Source organism: Mucilaginibacter oryzae, assembly GCF_003148845.1.
GTDB classification, from domain to species: Bacteria; Bacteroidota; Bacteroidia; order Sphingobacteriales; family Sphingobacteriaceae; genus Mucilaginibacter; species Mucilaginibacter oryzae.
The window spans coordinates 214,175-233,141 of sequence record NZ_QGHA01000001.1 but is presented as its reverse complement, the minus strand read 5'-3'; the positions used below and the strand labels follow the sequence as shown (position 1 = coordinate 233,141).

At 44.9% G+C, this 18,967-nt stretch carries 13 protein-coding genes; 11 read left to right on the top strand and 2 right to left on the bottom strand.

The window, feature by feature from the left end; translation table 11 throughout:
• The first annotated feature begins 215 nt into the window (after window positions 1–215).
• The 11 genes from LX99_RS00935 to LX99_RS00890 all read left to right on the top strand — a co-directional run bounded on the left by LX99_RS00935 (window position 216) and on the right by LX99_RS00890 (window position 17,909).
• A complete protein-coding gene (locus tag LX99_RS00935) occupies window positions 216–5,741 on the top strand; it encodes a hypothetical protein (protein WP_109605573.1) in 5,526 nt (1,841 codons plus the stop codon).
• Window positions 5,725–6,990, top strand: coding sequence for a phosphorylase family protein (locus LX99_RS25480; protein ID WP_170122590.1), 1,266 nt, complete (start codon window positions 5,725–5,727; stop codon window positions 6,988–6,990). Before LX99_RS00935 ends, LX99_RS25480 begins: the two co-directional genes overlap by 17 nt.
• Window positions 6,991–7,050: 60 nt before the next feature.
• A complete protein-coding gene (locus tag LX99_RS00930; RefSeq protein ID WP_109605571.1) occupies window positions 7,051–7,380 on the top strand; it encodes an STAS-like domain-containing protein in 330 nt (109 codons plus the stop codon).
• Window positions 7,381–8,003: 623 nt separating this feature from the next.
• Window positions 8,004–8,180, top strand: a complete 177-nt coding sequence (locus LX99_RS25475; RefSeq protein ID WP_170122589.1) for a hypothetical protein — start codon at window positions 8,004–8,006, stop codon at window positions 8,178–8,180.
• A gap of 527 nt (window positions 8,181–8,707) precedes the next feature.
• A complete protein-coding gene (locus LX99_RS00925) occupies window positions 8,708–12,970 on the top strand; it encodes an NACHT domain-containing protein (protein WP_109605569.1) in 4,263 nt (1,420 codons plus the stop codon).
• 241 nt (window positions 12,971–13,211) lie between these two features.
• Window positions 13,212–13,859: a hypothetical protein gene (locus tag LX99_RS00920; RefSeq protein ID WP_146203035.1), complete on the top strand. Its 648-nt coding sequence runs from the start codon at window positions 13,212–13,214 to the stop codon at window positions 13,857–13,859.
• Between the two features lie 535 nt (window positions 13,860–14,394).
• Window positions 14,395–15,156 carry a hypothetical protein gene (locus LX99_RS00915; protein ID WP_109605564.1) on the top strand — a complete coding sequence of 254 codons (762 nt, stop codon included), beginning with the start codon at window positions 14,395–14,397 and terminating at the stop codon, window positions 15,154–15,156.
• A 210-nt stretch (window positions 15,157–15,366) separates the two neighbouring features.
• Window positions 15,367–15,636 (top strand): helix-turn-helix domain-containing protein, encoded by a 270-nt coding sequence (locus LX99_RS00910; RefSeq protein ID WP_109605562.1) that lies wholly within the window; start codon window positions 15,367–15,369, stop codon window positions 15,634–15,636.
• Window positions 15,633–15,950: a hypothetical protein gene (locus LX99_RS00905; RefSeq protein WP_109605560.1), complete on the top strand. Its 318-nt coding sequence runs from the start codon at window positions 15,633–15,635 to the stop codon at window positions 15,948–15,950. The genes LX99_RS00910 and LX99_RS00905 overlap by 4 nt, the downstream gene beginning before the upstream one ends.
• Window positions 15,951–16,337: 387 nt before the next feature.
• Window positions 16,338–16,895 (top strand): BfmA/BtgA family mobilization protein, encoded by a 558-nt coding sequence (locus tag LX99_RS00895; protein ID WP_170122588.1) that lies wholly within the window; start codon window positions 16,338–16,340, stop codon window positions 16,893–16,895.
• A gap of 39 nt (window positions 16,896–16,934) precedes the next feature.
• The gene (locus LX99_RS00890) at window positions 16,935–17,909 is read left to right on the top strand and encodes a DUF5712 family protein (RefSeq protein WP_109605555.1); all 975 of its coding nucleotides are present in this window, start codon (window positions 16,935–16,937) and stop codon (window positions 17,907–17,909) included.
• Window positions 17,910–18,267: 358 nt separating this feature from the next.
• Here LX99_RS00890 and LX99_RS00885 read toward each other — a convergent pair whose 3' ends face one another.
• Both LX99_RS00885 and LX99_RS00880 read right to left on the bottom strand, forming a co-directional pair.
• On the bottom strand, window positions 18,268–18,531 hold the full coding sequence (locus tag LX99_RS00885) for a hypothetical protein (protein ID WP_109605553.1): 264 nt from the start codon (window positions 18,529–18,531) through the stop codon (window positions 18,268–18,270).
• Complete coding sequence (locus LX99_RS00880) at window positions 18,531–18,956, bottom strand: helix-turn-helix transcriptional regulator (RefSeq protein WP_109605551.1); 426 nt, start codon at window positions 18,954–18,956, stop codon at window positions 18,531–18,533. Before LX99_RS00880 ends, LX99_RS00885 begins: the two co-directional genes overlap by 1 nt.
• Between the last annotated feature and the right edge of the window lie 11 nt (window positions 18,957–18,967).

The following is an 18,967-nucleotide window of genomic DNA, read 5'->3' as shown; positions in this document are numbered from 1 at the left end:
CTGCCGCGGCAATATAGCTTAAGTGGACAGTTGCTTCGTTATGAAGGAATGCAAAAGTTATAGCATCTTCTCTCTGAGCGATGATGCCTGAAATTTTTTTTAGGCGAATTTCGCCTAAGTATGTTTTTTAAAATAATATTTTCTTATACTTACATTCGGAACCTAACTCATCATGTTTACTACTTATTATAATTCATCATTGTCTTTATTGATCCATGCCAGGCGCTGATCATACTATCTATTTCGGGCCGAAATTCACCCAGGCCACTTTTGACGAGACCATCTGGGAGAAGGCAGCGGACGGTGTGCTCCGGGCCGATCATTATTCGGAATCTTTTTCAGCGACTACGCAATTCGTAGTATTTGACCTTTCTGTTATGGAGTGGATCGGAACGGAGCAGATCGTCTTCCTGTTCGCATGGATCCGGAATATCAAGCTGATCGGTAAAAGGATCAAGGTCAGGCTGCCTTATCGTAATCACCTGGCCGAGACCGGCTATTATAAAGCTAACCAGCTGGAATATCTGAAGCAACGCTACGTAGAGGATGGCCGCGGTTATGTGGAGAACGAGCAAAGGATCAAGCGCCGGCGCACCCGCAATATCTATCTGCTGTCCATCTGGCGCATGCGGACCCATCTGGGGCTTGATTCCTCGGATTTTGACAACATCGCGGACTTCGGTACGGTGAACAGGGAAGAAAAAGTGGCCCTGCAGAATGCCCTGCAAATCATCCCTTTCACCTTTTTTGACATCGGCTTTGATCAGCGACATATCAAATACGATACCTATTTTAACGATATCTTCAACAAGGAGAAGGGCAGTTACCCGATATTTGATCTTCAAAAGGATATGCAGGATCTTTTAAAGCGTTATGCCAGTTATTTGCCCTTTGAAAGTAAGATCCTCAGTAATGTCATTACACAGGAACTGTTCATAAACTCCCTGCAGCACTCCTTCGAGCAGAATAAGCGCGACCTGCTGCCGGAATGTTATGTGACCGCATTTCTTTCCAACCAGTGGCCCAACCCGGAAAGCAGGCATTTTGTGCCATCCTTCTCCCAGGAGAAGTACCCGGAAACACTTGATTTTTATAAAGATAAGGACGCCATCCGGAAGGAGATGTCCCAGCTGCTGCGATCACCTAAGCACCGGCACAGCCCCAGCCGGGTGCCCAGCTTGCAGAGCTACCCATTATACCGGAACATTTCTTACCTGGAGTTCGCCTTCCTGGATTTGGGTGATGGTATAGCGGGCTCGCTGCGGCCGATGTTCCGGGAAGCTTCTCGGGCGGCGGACTTCAGGGAGCGGCACCTGTTCAGCGAAGGTTTTGATGCCGCTAATGAAGATTGTCAGATCCTGGAATACGCATTCCAACTGGAGACCTCCAAAAACCCGCTGGATAAAACCATTGCCTATTACGATCTGGTTCCCCGCGGCCTGTTCTTCCTGGTAGACATGGTCAGGCGCTATAAGGGCCTGATGATGGTACGCAGCGGCCATGGCAAGATCGTCTTTGATTTCAGCGACCAACTGGTTATCCGGAATACCGGTACTTACCCGGTAGCAATTTTGGAACCACGGATGCGAATTCGCGAGGCGATCACCCACGTCAGCGTCGAGCATGAATTCCCCGGCACAATGACCACGATCATCTTGCCCGAGCGCCGGACGGAGGAACTGTCTCGCAGGCCTGGTGATTCTGGCTCAGTGGACGACAGGGCGGTCATCCCGGCGGTACGCCAGGAATTGCCGGTGCTGGCCGATTACGCCTACGCCATTCGGGCCGACGATGTGCTTCGCCAGGAAAAGGCCGTGGAGGTATTCGTGCACAACCAGTTCCATTATGTCAGCATCCTGTTCATCTATAACGAGATCGTCGAGGAGCTACGGCGCAGCCAGTCGGAGATCAATATTCATCATGTCTATGACCGGCTGTTCTGCGAAGTGAACCGCCGCCTGGATGCGTACCGGGAATCACCCTGCATCATCTTCTTTGACTTTGGCGGGCTCAGTTCAGGCAATGCGCCCTGGATCAAGATCATCTATTATTTATTTCTGACGCCCAAGATCAACGAGATCACCAAGGCGATCATCGTCAACCTGCCGCCCGACGAGGGCGATATCATCCGCGACCTGAAGCGAAATTACTTCCAGCTAGACCGCGACGGCGAGACCGTCCGGCAGCGATTCCCGGAACCCTACCTGTACCGGCCGATACCCTGCCTGAACTTTAAGATCGATGCCGAAAAGGAGGAAGACATGATCAACTGGATCGGCCTGAAGAATGAACAGCATGCGGATCTGTTCTCCAGCCTTTTACTGGGCGGCAATGCTTTGAACATCGAGCTTCACGGCCTGCAGGATAAGGGGGAAGGCAACCTTTTGGTCAAGAACGCCGGCTGGCTGACCGCGGTCTGCTCCGGCATCCAGGAGATCGCTGAGACCTTCTTTGAAGTGCGCAAGGCTGCAATCGTCGGCCTGCTGAAAGGCTTCATTCAGGAAGATATCGACCCGGTCAGCGGCAAGCCCCGCGAGATCTTCCAAGTATCCAACAACGCCTACCAATCCAGTTACCTTACGCTCTATGAGCCGATGCATGATAAATTCATCGCCCGCTATTTCGGGCGCTGCCTGCTGGACAAGTATTGCAGCTATGTCGCCCGCGAAGTAGCCCGCGGACAGGCGATCAGCAACTTTAAGCTCGACAAGATCATCGCGGTAACGGTCAGTAGCCAGCTTATCGGGGTGGCGATCCGCGATTTAATCGAGGAGGATGAATCCTACCGCTTCCTGCGTAACGATCACGTGGCGCCGGGCAGCCTGGACCGCTCCCCGGACCTGATCATGCTGTCCAGTTATTATTCCTTTGATACCGAGAAACCTTTTGACCGCATCGAATTACTGGATAAATTGCTGATCGTCAATGATGTAATCTCGACTGGCAAGCTAGTTGAAAAGCTCATCGATAAGATTGAGAACGGCAAGAACGCGATTATCAACGCGATCTTTTCCATCGCCGATACCCGCGTACCTGCCGAGGCCTATTTACCGGACGAAGCGGAGTCGGTGGATTTCGATGACTATGAGGTCCTCTGCTTTACGCTGGCCAATTATGCGGATGGCATCCGCCTGCATAAGTTCAAGGGACCATATCAGGAGAATAGACAACATCCGGTGGTGATCAAGCGGATTAATCCCCTGCTCAATACGATCGTGGAGCTCAAATCTATCCATAGCGAGCAGGATAAGATCCTTTTCCGCGAACCCGCGGACCTGATCGTGGAAGCCGGTGTTGACCCCAAATATTTTAAGATCGGTCACTTTCACCAGAATCTGACCCATATCGGCTACCTGACGGCCATGCGGCCGCTGTTCGGCTCGACGGATGGCCTGGACATCATCTCCAAGATCCGGGATGTGATCGCCTCCGGCAAACATCGCGGTGATGGCACCAACCGTACGGATGGCCATGCTTTAGCCTTTCTGGATCTGGAAGCGGCACGGGATGAACTTCGCGACCTGCTGCCGGCGGATGCGTCAGCGCTCTACTTGGCGCAGCTCGAGGCTGCCATCACTGGTTTGCGAGAAGTATCGCTAAACCAGCAGGCTGGCGCACAGCCGGACCGTGCCGGTCAATTTGACTTTATCTTTTATCCGGTGTTTTCCGGGATCGAAAAGATCCGCCACTTTAAGCTGGGGAAAATATTCGGAGTGCATCCCGACAATGTGATCGGGCTGCAGCGCTTCGATACCCCTAAAGGCTGGCGGTTCCCCTTCCCGGCCAAGCGGCACAACCAGACCACCAAAAATAAAAAGGTTCTCATCCTGGACTCCGGCTCCCTTACGGGGGAGTCATTGGTTCAGCTGATCGACAATGTGGCCTTCCTGGATGTCGCCAGTATTACCGTGATCTCGATCATCACCCGCATCGAGGACTTTTACCGGGAATTTTACTCCCGGCTGCGGGCGATCAAAGTGAAGCGCTTGAAGAATAAGATGGTCTTCCAGGGCACCCTGCGCGAAAAGACGGTCACCATCGAAGTACTGTTCGGGATCAACCTGCATATCCCTGTCTATCAGCCGACCTCCTGTCCCTTCTGTGCAGAGATCGAATACCTGGATGATATCGCCTTGAAGCATATTCAGGGGCCATCCGATGCGGTTAAAAAGTACATCATCCTCCGCAAGCAAGAGCTGACCCTGCTGCATGCCAGTAAGGATGAACTCGTCGATACACCCTACCTGCCGAAATTACCCTCGACAGGGGCGGTCGACTCCCGGCACCTGTTCATTACCCGAGATATTATCGGCAAGATCGACAGTTACCGCTTTTACCCGGAATACTTTCAGGCTTTTGATGAGACGATCAAAACGATCGCCCGTGACCAGGACTGGGCAAAAAACGGGCAGGTCCAGCGCGATATCGAAAACCTGCTGGCCTGCATCCTGCACGAGTCGTACCTCTTTGAGCTGATCAACAGCCTTATGAACGAGCTTATGCCCGCACTTAAGGCATACCTATTCCACCTGATCGAAGGTCCGGCGCAGTTCCAACCGTTGTATAACTGGGCTCCGAAATCCGTGGTCATGCTAATGTTTACGCTGAATTTCCGGGAAATCTTCGAACTGCCCGTACTTGAAAAAATCATTCGCTACGCCGATAAGGATGCCTTCCTGTTCCTGCAGTATAAGTTCTGGGACCTGCTCTACAGCAAGACCGTGTCGCTGACGATCAAGACCCAGGTGGAGGAATTGTTATTAAGCGCCGATGCAGCGCTGAAAGGGGAACAGGGCCTGGGCCCGGATGCGGCAGAGGGCTTGAAAGAGATCATGAGCACCCTGACCGATTATTACAATTTCAAGGACCTGGCCGACAGCGATAACCTGCTGGCCCCGTTCTATAATTTGAAAAAATTCGTTTTGAACGGCAAGTACCGCGCGCGCCACTTCCTGCTAAAGGAATACTTGAACAAGCTGATCTATACGCTGACCAGTACCCAGCCCAGCCTGACCGACATCCGTGCCGAACTGGAAAATGTACTCACCATCTTTAAACAAGATATCAAACCCAATGTCAAGCTGATACGCGATATCCACCTGAAAAAATATTACCAGATCATCTATAACCTGCTCGGTGATGAAAAACCGGGTATTTTGTATTACCTTAATGAACTGGAAAAGATCAACCAGGCGCTGATCAAGAACGGACAGCAGCCGATCCATCTGGTAGAGAAGGAACTCAAGCATGCCCGGGCCATTTGTGTGGAGCTCGTCACGATCGTGTTGGTCGAGGACGAAGCGACCAACACTTTCTTCCGGATCTGCCAGCAGTACCCCTGTGACTTCCAGCAGGTGCTGAACGATATGGTCAGCAAGCGTGCATACGCGAAACTGGTGGTGATCAACGACCAAAACGTGGAGAACCGGAACATGGCGATCAATACGACGATCTTCAAAGGCATTTTTGAAGAGATATTCAATAACGCTGAACGTATTTGCGATATGTCCGACCTTAAACTGGTGATCCGCTGCCATATCACCGATAACGGCATCTTCATCAATATCGAACAGAACAAGGCCTTCCGGGAACGGAGGGCCGAAGGCGGCCTATATAATAATGTACGCCACTTCGTGCATAAGTTCGGCGGCGGTTATGATGACAATGATGCGGTCAGCTTTGCACAACAAAAACCCTTTATCATCGATATTACCTTACACCATCATGAGTACAAAAGTTAAAGACAACCTCGTCGTGATCGCAAAGGCGGATTCCAAGGAAGATGCCGGCTTCTATACCTTAATGCTGCGCCACGATTCGCATTTACGCGCCAAAGCCCGGGTCTATATGTTTTCGACGGTTGAAGACTTCAATGACTTTTTGCAGATCGTCCCGCCGGAGTTTTCCTTCTACCTGGTCATCCATACGGGCTTCCATGCTTCCAATCCCAGCATAGACCGCATTGTATTCGAAAAGGAACTGAAAAAGCAACCCTACTTCTCTAAGCTCCATTATTATTTCGCTTCACGCGAGGGCGCGGAAAAGTTCAAGAACAGCGATACAATATACGCCCTGGAGCTGGGCTTCGAAGAGTTCACTTTTGACGATTACCGGCCTAATGTCAAAAGTAACCTGGTCAGCCCGGCACCGGAGACGGGCGGCGCAACGGTCGGGGCGCTAGCCGCGAAGCTGGATTTTGCAATTCTAACCGCGTTATATAAGGATGAGCACCAGGTCTTCAATGAAAATATGACCACGACCACCATCGTGGAGGAAAAGAATGTGAACTGCGGCACCTTTCTCCCTGCCAAAAATTTTGCGGCGGATTATAAGGGTGAACTCTTATTGTCCTGGCAGCAAAATATGGGTGCTGTCGACGCGGCGGCCTTCAGTTCCTGGCTGATCTCCCGGTACGAGCCGCGTTTCCTGATCATGGGCGGCGTTTGCGGCGGCCGGGAGGGTGAGGTCAAACTGTATGATGTGGTCATCCCACGTAATATCCATGATTATATGTCCGGGAAATACGTCGAAGGCGAATTTATTCCGCGCCCCTTACCGGCAGAGCCTAACGCGCAGCTCATCGGACACCTGATAACGAACGAAGAACAGCTCATTACAAATATGCGCGCGCTGGCCAGCGGCGTAGAGAAGAGCATATTGGATGACAACTTTAAGATACACTTTAAAGACTATGCCTGCGGTCCCTGGGTGGTCAAGACCAATGGCGCGCTTTTGGATATCGCCAAGACCACCAATGATGACATCGTCGGCCTGGAGATGGAAAGCTTGGGCGTGATACGCGCCTCGAACCTGTTCGCTTCCTACGCCCAGTACGGCTTGATCGTGAAGTCGGTGATGGATTTTACCAACGAACATAAATCGGATGGTAAAAAAGGGGAGATCAAATACAACGCTGCAAAAATGAGCTACCTGTGCATCAGAGGCATGCTGCCGATCCTGCAGGCGTTCAAGGATTCGCGCCTGCGTTAAAAAGTGTTAAATGTTTGGGAATTAATACATAATTATGATTACTTTTGCCGTCCCTTTTAAATGGAAAAAATGACCATCAGATTCAAAGATTACGGAACCCATCTTGGTACGCGTTTTAAAGGGGCCTGTGTGCGCGTACAGATCATTGAGCAGTTCAACCGCTGCGGCCGCGTGGAATTCGATTTCGCGGAGGTAGAAGCTGTATCCAGTTCCTTCGCCGACGAGTGCTTCGCCAAGCTGATCTTTACCTATGAATGGGACAAGATCAACCACGGTACGACGTTCAAAAACACTTCGCCCTATATCCGGACGATCATCAATAACGCCTACCAGGAGCGTCGCCGGACGCGCACCCACGAGAGCGTCAACCGTTCCCTTTTAGTATTTTAAGGCCTTGCGGCACGAAGCTTCAATGCTATGATAGCCTGTGATGAAGGTCGCGGGCTTATTCTGCACATTACGGCTACCACTTCACAGGCTTATTTTATCTTCCTGATGGAACACATTAACAGTCGCGCAATATCGCCCACTGAACAGTTGCTTCGTGATGAAGGAATGCAAAAGTTATGGCGCATTTGAACTATAACGCTATATTCGTTCTTCTTGAACCTCATGAGCAGTTTAGTTTATCTTTTAATTTTGAATGAGCCGAGCTTTGAAACTTTTAGTGTCAACGTCAGCGACGACCTGAGACTGACTTTCGACGGGCACGGCTTGCGATCGACAGCGCGCTGGACCTGTACCGTGGCATCCTAGGCACCCGGATACAGAACATCAACATCATCGCCGGCGAGAATAGTGTCGGGGAATCCACCCTGTTAAAAACGATCGCGTCGATACTGGCCGCTGATCCGGAGGTCGAAGAATTTGCGTCGGAGCGCCAGTACCTGCTGGTCTACCAAGCGGGTCCTAATGATGGCAACAAGGACCTGCTTGAACTGGAGACCGTTCACAGCGCACACAAGCGCAACGCGGTCAACAGTCTGATCATTGCGGACCGTTATCCGCGTGAAATGATCGAAAGCATTATCAAACTGACGCGCATAACGCGCACCGGAGACTATGAGCAGCTTTTCAAAACCCTATACGAGATGCCCGCTCACCATTTTCATCCCTTGTCGAAACTGAACCGCGACCTCGTTCGGCAGTACGCCAGCGCGCATTTGAAGGCCCTGCTGAGGCTGACCTGAGTTTTTCCTTGCACTAAATTTCCGATATTTGTAATAAAAAACGTTAAACCGCTGATCACCAACGAACTTATCGCCGGTTCCTTGTACAGTTGTTTTCACAACAGAGGCTGGGATACGCTGTTTGTGGATATTCCGCCGAAGTTGACCACCTGATTCTGGCGGTAGGTGATCACTGATTTCGTGTCAAATTAATGTCCTTCGAAAATTAATAGGCTTGCTCGTTTAGAATGAACCTTTATTTAGCAACCTTTAAATTATCTAAAATCTTCAATTGTGCTACTCGGTGGTTCGAATTACGTCCAGTCTGGGGAGCCACAATGGGCAAGCACGTTTTACGGTCGCTTGCCCTTCTTTTTTTCTCTTGTAATTGCCTATTAATCATATAGGTTAGCGAGAACACCAAACTCACTTTAGCGGTTCGATGTTGTAGTTCATAGATTAATAACAATGTGTAGCTGTACAGTGAGCTTGGGATATACTTTGAAACATCCCAAAACAGCTATCTTTACCAGAAATGTAAACCTGTCATGGTCGATACCCTCGAAATAAAAGTTTTTGTTTCTTGTCCTGGTGATGTTACACCGGAGAAAGATACTATCAAAGCGATTTGTGAGAACCTGAATAACTTCAATATGAATAATAAACGGAAAGTTCGGTTCCGGGTGTTAGATTTCAGGGATATTGTTGCCGATATGGATGGTCGACCGCAAGAACAAATCAATTTGATTTTCTCGGATTATGACATCTATATTGGTATGTTATGGATGCGTTTTGGTACCCCAAGCGGAGCCGAAGATCCAGCAACGGGTAAAGCCTATTTGAGTGGTACTGAAGAAGAATTTCGTTTAGCTTATCAACGTAAACAAGCAGGCGAAAACATAAATGTTTATCTATTATTCAAAGAGCCGAGCGCTATCAAAGGTGGGGCTTCAGAAACCAGGCAGCTTTTACAGGTACAGGAATTTTTTGAAGAGGTTTGTAATTTGGGGTGGGTCATGAAGTTCCCGATTACACCGACACATGATTTTTATAACAAGGTTTCTACGATTCTAATGAACCGTGCGGAACAGATAGACCAACAAGAACTTATCAATGAAAAAAACGCCTTTCTGAGTACTCCTGCATCTGAAACTATTCCGGCTGTTCTACGAAATCCAGCAGAGTTTATCACCAAGGCACCTAAAATAGACACAACTATACCCCGGGTATTATTATCGTTCGAGGGACAGAAAGACCCTTTAACGGCTTACATAGAGAGAACCGGTGACCTGGAACTCATTAAGTTAGTCAAGGAAAAAAACTTTGTCGTTCTATTAGGTAATGCTGGTTCAGGCAAATCAACTGAATTAGCTAAATTGGCTAATTTTTACGCTTCCGAAGAAACACCATTTATACCTGTGTATAGTCGGATGAATACTTATGTAGAAGAAGATATTCGTGATTTTCTTCCTACTGGTTGGACAGACATTCCAGAAAATACGGCGCTGATTATACTAGATGGATTGGACGAAGTGCGGCCCAAGCACTTTAATACAGCAGTTAGGAAAATTTTAAGCTTTAAAGAAGACTTTCCAAACGTCCATATTGTAGTGTCTTGCAGAACCAATTTTTATCATTTGCCGGATAAGCACTCAGGGGGAACTTTGGCTGATTTTAGTATTTACTTCCTGGCACAAGTCGGTGATGCACAAACTAAAGAGTTTGCAGAAGAGCAATATCAATTGGATTATCAAAAATTCAGAAATGAAGCTTATGACCGTGGTTTCCAGGAGTTCACAGGCCAGCCATTTTTTTTGAGAATATTGTTGGAGCAATTTAAGAAGCGGGGCAATTTGTCGCTTAATCGTGTTGATTTGCTTAATATATTGTTAGATGAACGTATTACGCTGGACCAGCAACATTTTGAATTAACCACCAATTTAAAAGACCACAAAGAACACATCCTACAGTTATTGCAAAAAATTGCGCTTTGTATGGAATATCTGGGACGCAATTTTCTTTCATTTGATGAACTATTGAAAGTGTTGCCAAACCCTGAAGACTTACAATTGATAAAATTCTCTACTGCATTCCGTAGTATGGAGGATGGTACGAATAATTGGGGATTTGAACATAATAATATCCAAGAGTTCCTTGCGGCCAAAGCACTGCTAGCTTTCCATTTAGAGCGGATAAAGGCTTTTCTGTCCTTTAAGAACGAGCGTATCAAACCAAGTTGGTTAAATACATTATTTTTCCTCATAAGTTTATTACCCGATGCTAAAAGGAACGATTTGATTGACTGGATATTGATTGTTGAACCTGAAGTATTAGTGCGTGTAGAGCCTGACAAAGTAAATTCAGCCACAAGGTTTGAGATTTTTAAGACCATTTTCAATCATTACAAAGCGCAACGCGTATGGTTGCGTTCGAATAAATTTTCAGATCGAGAGTTGGCATCATTTGGCGAAAGTGAAGACGCGGTAGACTTTTTGATTGCAGAACTTAATAACAGCGAAAATGCACGTACAACCCGCTTCAACGCGATGAACATGCTTAAGTATTTTAAGTTGAGCGGGGATTACCTTAACAAAACAAAAAATGCAATATGGCAGCATATTATTGAAAATACAGGCGATTATTATATCGTACATAGCGGTATTTATGCATTAGATTCCTTGGGGGTAATAAATGCAGAAATGATCGCCGAATTGATGGAATTATTCGGCAATCGTAGCAATCAATACATTCGTTCAGCTTTATATCGGGTTATCATTGAAGCTGGTATGATTGATGATTATGTAGACTACTTTATAAGTGGTTTTGTGGATGAATTAGACCCGGCTGATCGTGGGGAAGTAAGTTTAATGGACGAAGATATGCTGTTAAGACAGGGATTAACTAATATCAAAGAACCAGCGAACATTAAAAAATTACTTGAGTTGTTCGAGAACCCTTACGACCGTCGTATTATAAACTTCTTTGAGAAAAACAAAGTACTTGAAAATTTGATCGAGAGGGCTACAAGCATCTTTAAAACTCATCCCGAACTCTCGGAAGACGTTTACAGAACGTATGTGGCGTATGGCCGGCATTCAGAAGAATTTACTGCACAAGCAATCGCGGTATATTTCCAAAAAACAGGGCAAACAAATGCTGTTTTTCAGCGGATTTTTAACGATAAGAAAATCGAGGATTACGAAAAAGGTTTACTGCTCAGGCATTTAGTTAATCAAGAAAATATCGATTATGTCGTTAATCAATATAAAACGCACAATGCTACCAATGAAGAATTGCTAAAATTCTATAATAATCTTCGTTGGAATATATATAAGACGGATAAGAGTGTAGAATTGCACTATCTTACAAAGATATTAACTGAAGAAACGCAGGTGCTCACCAATTTTAATGATATAGATTATGCTAAGATTCGTTTGGAAAACGAGCAAAAGAGCTTTGAGTTATATTTTAGCATAGAAGCTTTCACAAATGAACTTGTCCAATTTTTTCAGGCTAATGAAATCGCCGACCTAGATTGGGATACTTTATGGCAATTTCAATACAACCGTAATGATCGAAATTATCATGTTCCTGAAGCTATTCATGAATTATTAATAGAGTTTACTCGTAATAAACAAAGCATTGACCTAGCATCAGTATTGAAATTCGTGAATGATGAAGAACGTTTTGCCAATTACAGATTTTCAAAAATTAAAGACAAGATAAGCAACCGGCCAGATGTTTTAGTTAGCGAAGAACAAATACAGATAATAACGGCCTGGGTGCAAAATGTAATTTTGAATACAGATATTGTTAATGCGATCAAAGTTGAAAACAGTAATCGTACTACGTACAGTAAGTTGGTAATGGTATTATGGGCGTTTATAAAAATTTATAAAATCCCTGTACTCACAGAGAAGTTGCTTGATTTTACGTTGTTCGATGAAGTTAAAAATAATGATAACCAAGGGTTAGAATTTAGTGTAATTGAAAATCAAGTAGGTAAAGATGCGGTTCAAGTTCGAGTACATGATAATTTAATAGCAGGAATTGAATACGATCAATCTTGGCGTAATAACGCGATATATGCACTCGAAAATAACATTCCAAATACTATTGGCAGTATTATCAATAGTTTGTTTGATCATCGCAAATCTGAATATTCTCGACGCCCTGTATTAAAAACATTTTTACAGCAAGGCGGCAATCCGGAATTATTATTAGTTGGTTTAAAAATGACACATAACAGCGATATGTTGTGGGAGATTGTGCGTGAAATCAAAGACTATCCCGCTATCGATGCTGATTTGCGGAAATTCTTAACTGAAAAGTTGGTTAATGAACATGTTCAACCAACAGAAAAATTCCTTGCGGCAACTTACTTAACAGAGAAAGGTGACAAAGAGGGTACCTCATTCTATTTAAATTATCTTCTTGAAACGGCCAGGCCCAATTTTGATTTTTATCATCAGTCGCAGATAATGCGTCAAATTAAGGATATTGAATTTCTGCCGATTTTATTACAGTTGCTTGAGAAAGCCAATCAAGAAGAATTTATGCAGGACGACTTTAACCGCTTTGATAGCATAGTTTCTGATTCTTTATATAATCTTGGATTGATTTCAGAGGAAAATCTGTCTAAAGTAAAAACTGCACTCGAAGATTTCATAAAGAAGAATGATGGACAAATTAAGAATGTTAATTTTCTTCACCCAATGATTGAGCGAATGGAATTTAACTTTTACTTGGCACAATCACAATCAAATGATATTCAAGATGCCTTATCCGAAGTCGCTAAACTATATCAATAAATAATACTGTCGCACCATCATTACGCGACGGGTTGGAAAAATTATTACGCTAAAAAGTGTTGATAATCAATTATTATATTTACTTTAGACCAAGGAATTGAGCGCCCCAGTTGTGAGTGACTGAAACGCAAAGTAAATCAATAATTGACAAGTCATAACAGCAAATTTTTGTTAAACCGCTGGCATGGTTGTCTTTAAACACTCTCGGCGACTAAAAAGTCCAGCATTAACAAATGATGCTATGAAACTTGACATCACAAAAGCTTGCGCAGATTCTTTACGCGCTTTCACCCAAAACAATTACGGTATCAAATTAAAATCCTCCCATGCACATGAGCTTGTGGCGGCTTATTTGGGCTATTCTTCTCGTGCTGCGTTACTCGCAGACGAAAGCTATCCCATAACTAAGCTTATGGATGCCGAAATCATTATCCTAAACCCACCAATACTTTTTGTCGATCATCGACTTAAAACTTTGGAAAATTTGCCTTCGGAACTTCCGAGCAGCGAACTTCTTGCTGAAGGTGTTTACGCTCCTATAATAGCCGATGAGCAATTTTCGGCGAAAATCTATGCTGGTTTTCATGAAGCTGGTATATCATTAGCAGATGGACGGGCTTTTGAAAACCTCAGAATGATGGGAATGGATCCAAATGAATTGGATTGGATAACCAACGTCAATATAGAAACAACGGAATCCGGCATTCTTATGACAGTAATTTATGATTATCCCGCAAACGCCCAAAAACCGCTTAGGCATTCGTCAGTTAAGATTACACTTCCTCGTCTTGCGGGTGACATAGGTTACAGTCAACCTAAAGTGATCCCTACATTTTATCACGGAGACATGACTGACCCAGACTTCCGGCTGAAACACAGAATCGATTAATTATAATTTGTGGTTGAATGGGTTGTAAAATGCAAAATATGAGTTTTTTGTACATGGTGTAATTTTGTTGAAACGTACACCATGTGACAACTCGATATTTATAATTTTCGTAATCATTATCCCAAATATTTGCAATTCTATTCAAATCATCAAACAGGTTTCTGGAAAAATATGTGGTTTCGGGAGCCAAAATATAAAGCCTTACAGAAATGTAAGGCTTTTTTTGTGGGCTAAATTTTATGGTATTTGGTTCGGTTAGGGCGTCCCGACTTTGGTTGGGAGGGGCGTTGGTTCGAGCCCAGCCTCAGGAGCAATCATTTAAGGATATGCGATTAATGATTCGTCCCGAAACTGCGCTCGAACCGGCAGCTAAATAGTCGAGAATATTATCAAATCACTGATCAAGCGGTTCGACTTTAGTCCTGTTGGTACAATAAGACTGACTAAACTTAGTATTTAAGATACTTCGATATTCTTCCGTTTTCAAAATGCAAAGATTTACTAATATTATTAACTTTAGGTTAAAGTCCAACCTATGCGCGAACAATACTTTAAACACCGTCCAGCATTCGATTTTAATAACTTTTCTAACGATATAGGCCGCCCATTTTTTTGGAATAAAAAAGTTGAGGACAACCACTTTCTCAATCGGCTTTATCGAAAGAGCGAACAGGGATTCGATGAACTGTATAAATATCACCTGCAATTTTTCCTATCTGAATACGATGATGCAACTGAGCAGGAGTTCTTTAGGTATGTTTGGGAAGTAATACAGGATGCTATTGCGCAATTAAGACATAAGGACAGATATACTTCCGGCCATGCTCGCAACTTCCGGTATAAATTTCACCTCAACCAGTTTAAAGAATATCTTCAAAGTATCGATGAGTGGAACCTTGGCCGCACGCAGGCTGAGATTATTGCAGAGAAGGAAGGCCAGATCAAAATACTCAAAGAACAGGTGCAGCGCCTGATGGATGAGCGCAGGGAGGCTGAGAAATTGGATACCGACTATCCGATCAATATTGCCAGCGGTCATTTCCTCACTGTAGTTGACCTTTTCAAGAAGATCGAAGCATTAAAAGTAGGTGATAAGGAACTCGTATTTTCGCAGATGCCCATCACCTGGGCCAAACTAATCTGCCGGTACTTTCAGGAAGACGGTGAACCGATTAAATTAGACCGTGTACGGCGCTATTACCCGCGTGACGCAGGTAACCCGAGTGGAAGGTCTTCTTCTATTCCCTCCGAAAACCAGAATTTTAACATCGTTCCGGCAAAACGCAGGGCAGGTTAAGAACGGATTTTAGTTTCATTTTTCTTTTGCAGGCAAACGTTAACAATTGCCTTTAAACTATTCAGTGCGCTCTTTTTCAGCATTATGCTTTGTATGCCATTACCATAGCTTGGCCTATGGTAATGAAAAATATCCGTTTGCCCACACCTTTGCTTAGTACCCGGTACCTGTGGTACAAGTATTAAGTAACGATTAACGAAGGAGGCGATTATGCAAGCAAGTGAACTGATCACTAAAGGAGATCTGAATGAATTTAAAAGCGAACTGTTAACAGAAATTAAAAGGCTGGTACAAGTGGATGGCCAGGGCCAGTCTAAAAAATGGCTCAAAAGTAACGAGGTAAGAAAGCTGCTGAAAATATCTCCGGGCACCTTACAGAATCTGCGCATCAACGGGACACTGAGTTATACCCGCATCGGCAGCATCATGTATTACAAGCTCGACGACATTAACAAGCTACTGGAAGGAGGACTGCAATGAGTACTCATAAAATTGCGGTCACTGAACTTGCCGGGTATAGTAAGTTGCTTAAACGTATGAGTACAGACGGGCGGCTGAACACGACACACATCAGCTTGTTCAGTGCATTATTCGTCCAATGGCAGCGCGGTGGATTCAAAAGCCCGTTTTCTGTTACCAGAAAGACGCTGATGGCTTTTAGCCGGATGGCATCAATCGCAACTTATCATAAGTGTATCAAAGAACTTGACGAATATGGTTACATCCGTTATCAGCCGTCATACCATCCCAAACTGGGTAGCCAGGTTTACTGGCCTGCCGGTTGGAAAGTGTAGCCCGGTATTTTATATCGGCATAGCGGTATACAGGGCTATGCCGATAACCCCATATCGGAATAACTGGTTATTCCGATATGGGTATAAACAGATATCTAGCTATATAATATATAAATCCGGTGCAGCCAAAGACACCGGCAAAGATTTGCTTCGCAAATCAGGAAGAAAAGCGGTGGTCGCTTCGCGAAAGCGGAGGGAGCAAGCGGAAGTTGGGCAGAGCCCTACTTTGCTTGCCCTACGCTTCGCTACGGGGGTTTTACGTATCCTCCGGGGATACTTTAGGGCGTTTGCGCCTATGGAATAAAAGAAAACAGGATACCCGGCGGTATCCTGCATATAGAAATAAAGGCATAGTTGCATAGACAGCCATTTGGTCGGTTTGAGAATATGAGTATGGAAGATATCAATGTAAGATCAGTGAGGTACCCTGTTGCGGTAGATCAGAAATTTGAAAAGATCGCCCTTAAACTGGGCAGGACGAAGCGGCAGGTGTTTATCCAGATGGTCGATTACTTTTATAAAAGCAAGAAAGATCCCCTGGACCTGAATGATGAGTTGTTAAAAAATGCGCTGATGAAAAATCATCAGCAGTATATTGGTTTTATCCGAAACCAGGAGAATATGTTGCTCATTCCGATCAAAACGGAAATGGACAGTATGATTGTATCACAGGTCAAGATCATCGAGAGTTTCAATACGCAAGTGCTCAAGGCAAATACGGACTTGCTGAATAATCAGCATGCTTTGGCGCAGAAGTTAACCGGCATAGATGCGCTGATGGAAACGATTTCGAAAAGCCAAAAGAGCAAGGATAACCTGAAAAAACAGTTCCTGTTCATTCTTGATGGTTATATTAAATCCAGAGATGCTTTCGGGATGATGACCTCGGGCCGGGAAAAAGATGAGCTGATCGCTGTTACCAGATCGCAGGTCGGTTTGCTTTAATTATGTATTAAACTTTCCTTTCAGGAGGTAGGGGATTTAATGTTTATCAATATTACAGATAGTAAAGAAGCCGCAAACAAAGGCAGCAGCACGGGGCTTGTAAATTACCTTGAAAAAGAAAACCGGATCAACAATAAGCCGGAACCAGAATACTGGTTTAACGGACAGAAGATCAGGATCGAGCCTTATGAGGTAATGCGCAGTATCGATAATAACGTTGCCAAACTGGGCAAAGACGATGCTAAGTTTTTCCTGGTCAATATCAGCCCGAGCCAGAAGGAGATCAGGTTTTTGAAAGAACAATATGGCGAAGATGGTGCTAAAGAACAGATGAAAGGCTTTGCGGTCAGGGTGATGGATGCCTATGCCAGGAACTTCAACCGGGATGGTGTAAACAATAATGAAGACCTGTTATGGTTTGCCAAGCTGGAAAACTACCGTTACTACAATTATAAAGACCCGGAAGTAAAACAAGGCCTGAAACAACGGGGCGAACGTAAAGAGGGTGAGCAAATGCATGTGCAGGTTATTGTGAGCCGTAGGGATATAACCAATAAGATCAAGCTTAGCCCGATGAATACGTCAAGGGGAAAGAATGCGGAGCATTCAAAAAAGATGGGACAGTTTGACCGGGTAGCATTTAAACAGAGCGGGGAATCTCTTTTTGACAGCCTGTTTGAGTTTGACAGGCAGCTTAAAGATACCATGGCATACGCTAACGTGCAGAAAAACGGCGAGCTATCGCAACGGGAACAGCTGGGTGTTTTGTTAGAAGGTGCTTCGCAGAATTATGAAAGCAGGTCGGTGGCTAATGAAATGGCCCGGGGAGTTGCTGACGGCTTGTTTACGACAACGGCAGGGATGCTGTCTGCAGCGGGTAAGACGGCTGCAAGCTTCCTGGAGGTGATGCTGGAACCGATGTATACGGGAGGTGCTAATATTGTTTCGGAAAGCGAGATAGAGGAAAAGAAACGACGAAAGAAAAAATCCCGGGGCCAGCAGATATCGCGTTGAAGCAGTGTGCTATTATAAATGGATATTCCTTGTTTTAATAGACGATGCGGCTGCGGCAGGCGGCTTCATTACACTACGCGCTTCGCTGCGGGTTTCATTACGCCGCCAGCCTCGCCTCCGCGCGTGCAGGAGTGTATTCATTCCTCATACACACATGCCTTTCCCACCCACAGGCTATGGGTTAGTCACAGCACCGCAGTCACAAAGTTAGCTACGCAGGAAAACAGTCAAGGCTATATAAACCGGCTATCGCCGGGCCTTGACAGTTTTCCTGCTAACAGCTCCGGTTGTTTAAGCGGTGATATGACTGGGTGTGTTTGTGATTATCTGGCCCGTAGGCTAAGATTTAGAGGTAAATCTAATTCTGGAAATACCTGCTGTAAACGTCGATAACTGCTTTCTTAAGTTCAATCGGTAAGTCCCGTTGCGTTTTCCAAATGAGTTTGGCTGTATTATTACCACCGGAATCGGATTGAATATCATCAAATAGATCAAAAATTCCTTCAATCTTATGAAGTTCGAAGTAAGGTTTAAACCGTTGACCTATAACAGCAAATTCATTATCGTTGATAAATGCAAATAACCTGTCCTGGTAATTGCTTTCACCAGCATGCTCTTCCATTAACCCTTATTCTTTAAGATTTCTACTTTTTCACGTTCACTCTGTAAAAGGCGCTCATATAGCTTTTTGTTTTCTTCGATAACTTCAAGCCACTTTTCTACGGGATTAAAATTATAAGTTCCATAGTTGCCCATAAATGGACCGTGATTGACACTGGTATCATTAAAAGTATTAAAATATGTTACTGCTGCCTGCTCATCAAAATTCTTGATCGCTTCAACCGGCACTTTAAGTATGGAGGCTACCTGTGCAAGAATATCATCTTCTATGGTATCTTTGGCCTCTAACAACGAAACTCGTCTTTGGCTCCAGTCTTCTCCTAATTCCAAAGCCAATGCCTCTTGTTTGATGCCGAGCATTTCCCTGAAACGTTTGATGTTACGGCCGTGATGAATTTGGGTTGGTTTTTCGCTGGTAGTACTCATAGATCGTTGTT

Coding starts and splice junctions, on each gene's coding strand:
- LX99_RS00935 (WP_109605573.1), top strand. CDS start 216: ATGCCAGGCGCTGATCATACTATCTATTTCGGGCCGAAATTCACCCAG.
- LX99_RS25480 (WP_170122590.1), top strand. CDS start 5,725: ATGAGTACAAAAGTTAAAGACAACCTCGTCGTGATCGCAAAGGCGGAT.
- LX99_RS00930 (WP_109605571.1), top strand. CDS start 7,051: ATGGAAAAAATGACCATCAGATTCAAAGATTACGGAACCCATCTTGGT.
- LX99_RS25475 (WP_170122589.1), top strand. CDS start 8,004: ATGATCGAAAGCATTATCAAACTGACGCGCATAACGCGCACCGGAGAC.
- LX99_RS00925 (WP_109605569.1), top strand. CDS start 8,708: ATGGTCGATACCCTCGAAATAAAAGTTTTTGTTTCTTGTCCTGGTGAT.
- LX99_RS00920 (WP_146203035.1), top strand. CDS start 13,212: ATGAAACTTGACATCACAAAAGCTTGCGCAGATTCTTTACGCGCTTTC.
- LX99_RS00915 (WP_109605564.1), top strand. CDS start 14,395: ATGCGCGAACAATACTTTAAACACCGTCCAGCATTCGATTTTAATAAC.
- LX99_RS00910 (WP_109605562.1), top strand. CDS start 15,367: ATGCAAGCAAGTGAACTGATCACTAAAGGAGATCTGAATGAATTTAAA.
- LX99_RS00905 (WP_109605560.1), top strand. CDS start 15,633: ATGAGTACTCATAAAATTGCGGTCACTGAACTTGCCGGGTATAGTAAG.
- LX99_RS00895 (WP_170122588.1), top strand. CDS start 16,338: ATGAGTATGGAAGATATCAATGTAAGATCAGTGAGGTACCCTGTTGCG.
- LX99_RS00890 (WP_109605555.1), top strand. CDS start 16,935: ATGTTTATCAATATTACAGATAGTAAAGAAGCCGCAAACAAAGGCAGC.
- LX99_RS00885 (WP_109605553.1), bottom strand. CDS start 18,531: ATGGAAGAGCATGCTGGTGAAAGCAATTACCAGGACAGGTTATTTGCA.
- LX99_RS00880 (WP_109605551.1), bottom strand. CDS start 18,956: ATGAGTACTACCAGCGAAAAACCAACCCAAATTCATCACGGCCGTAAC.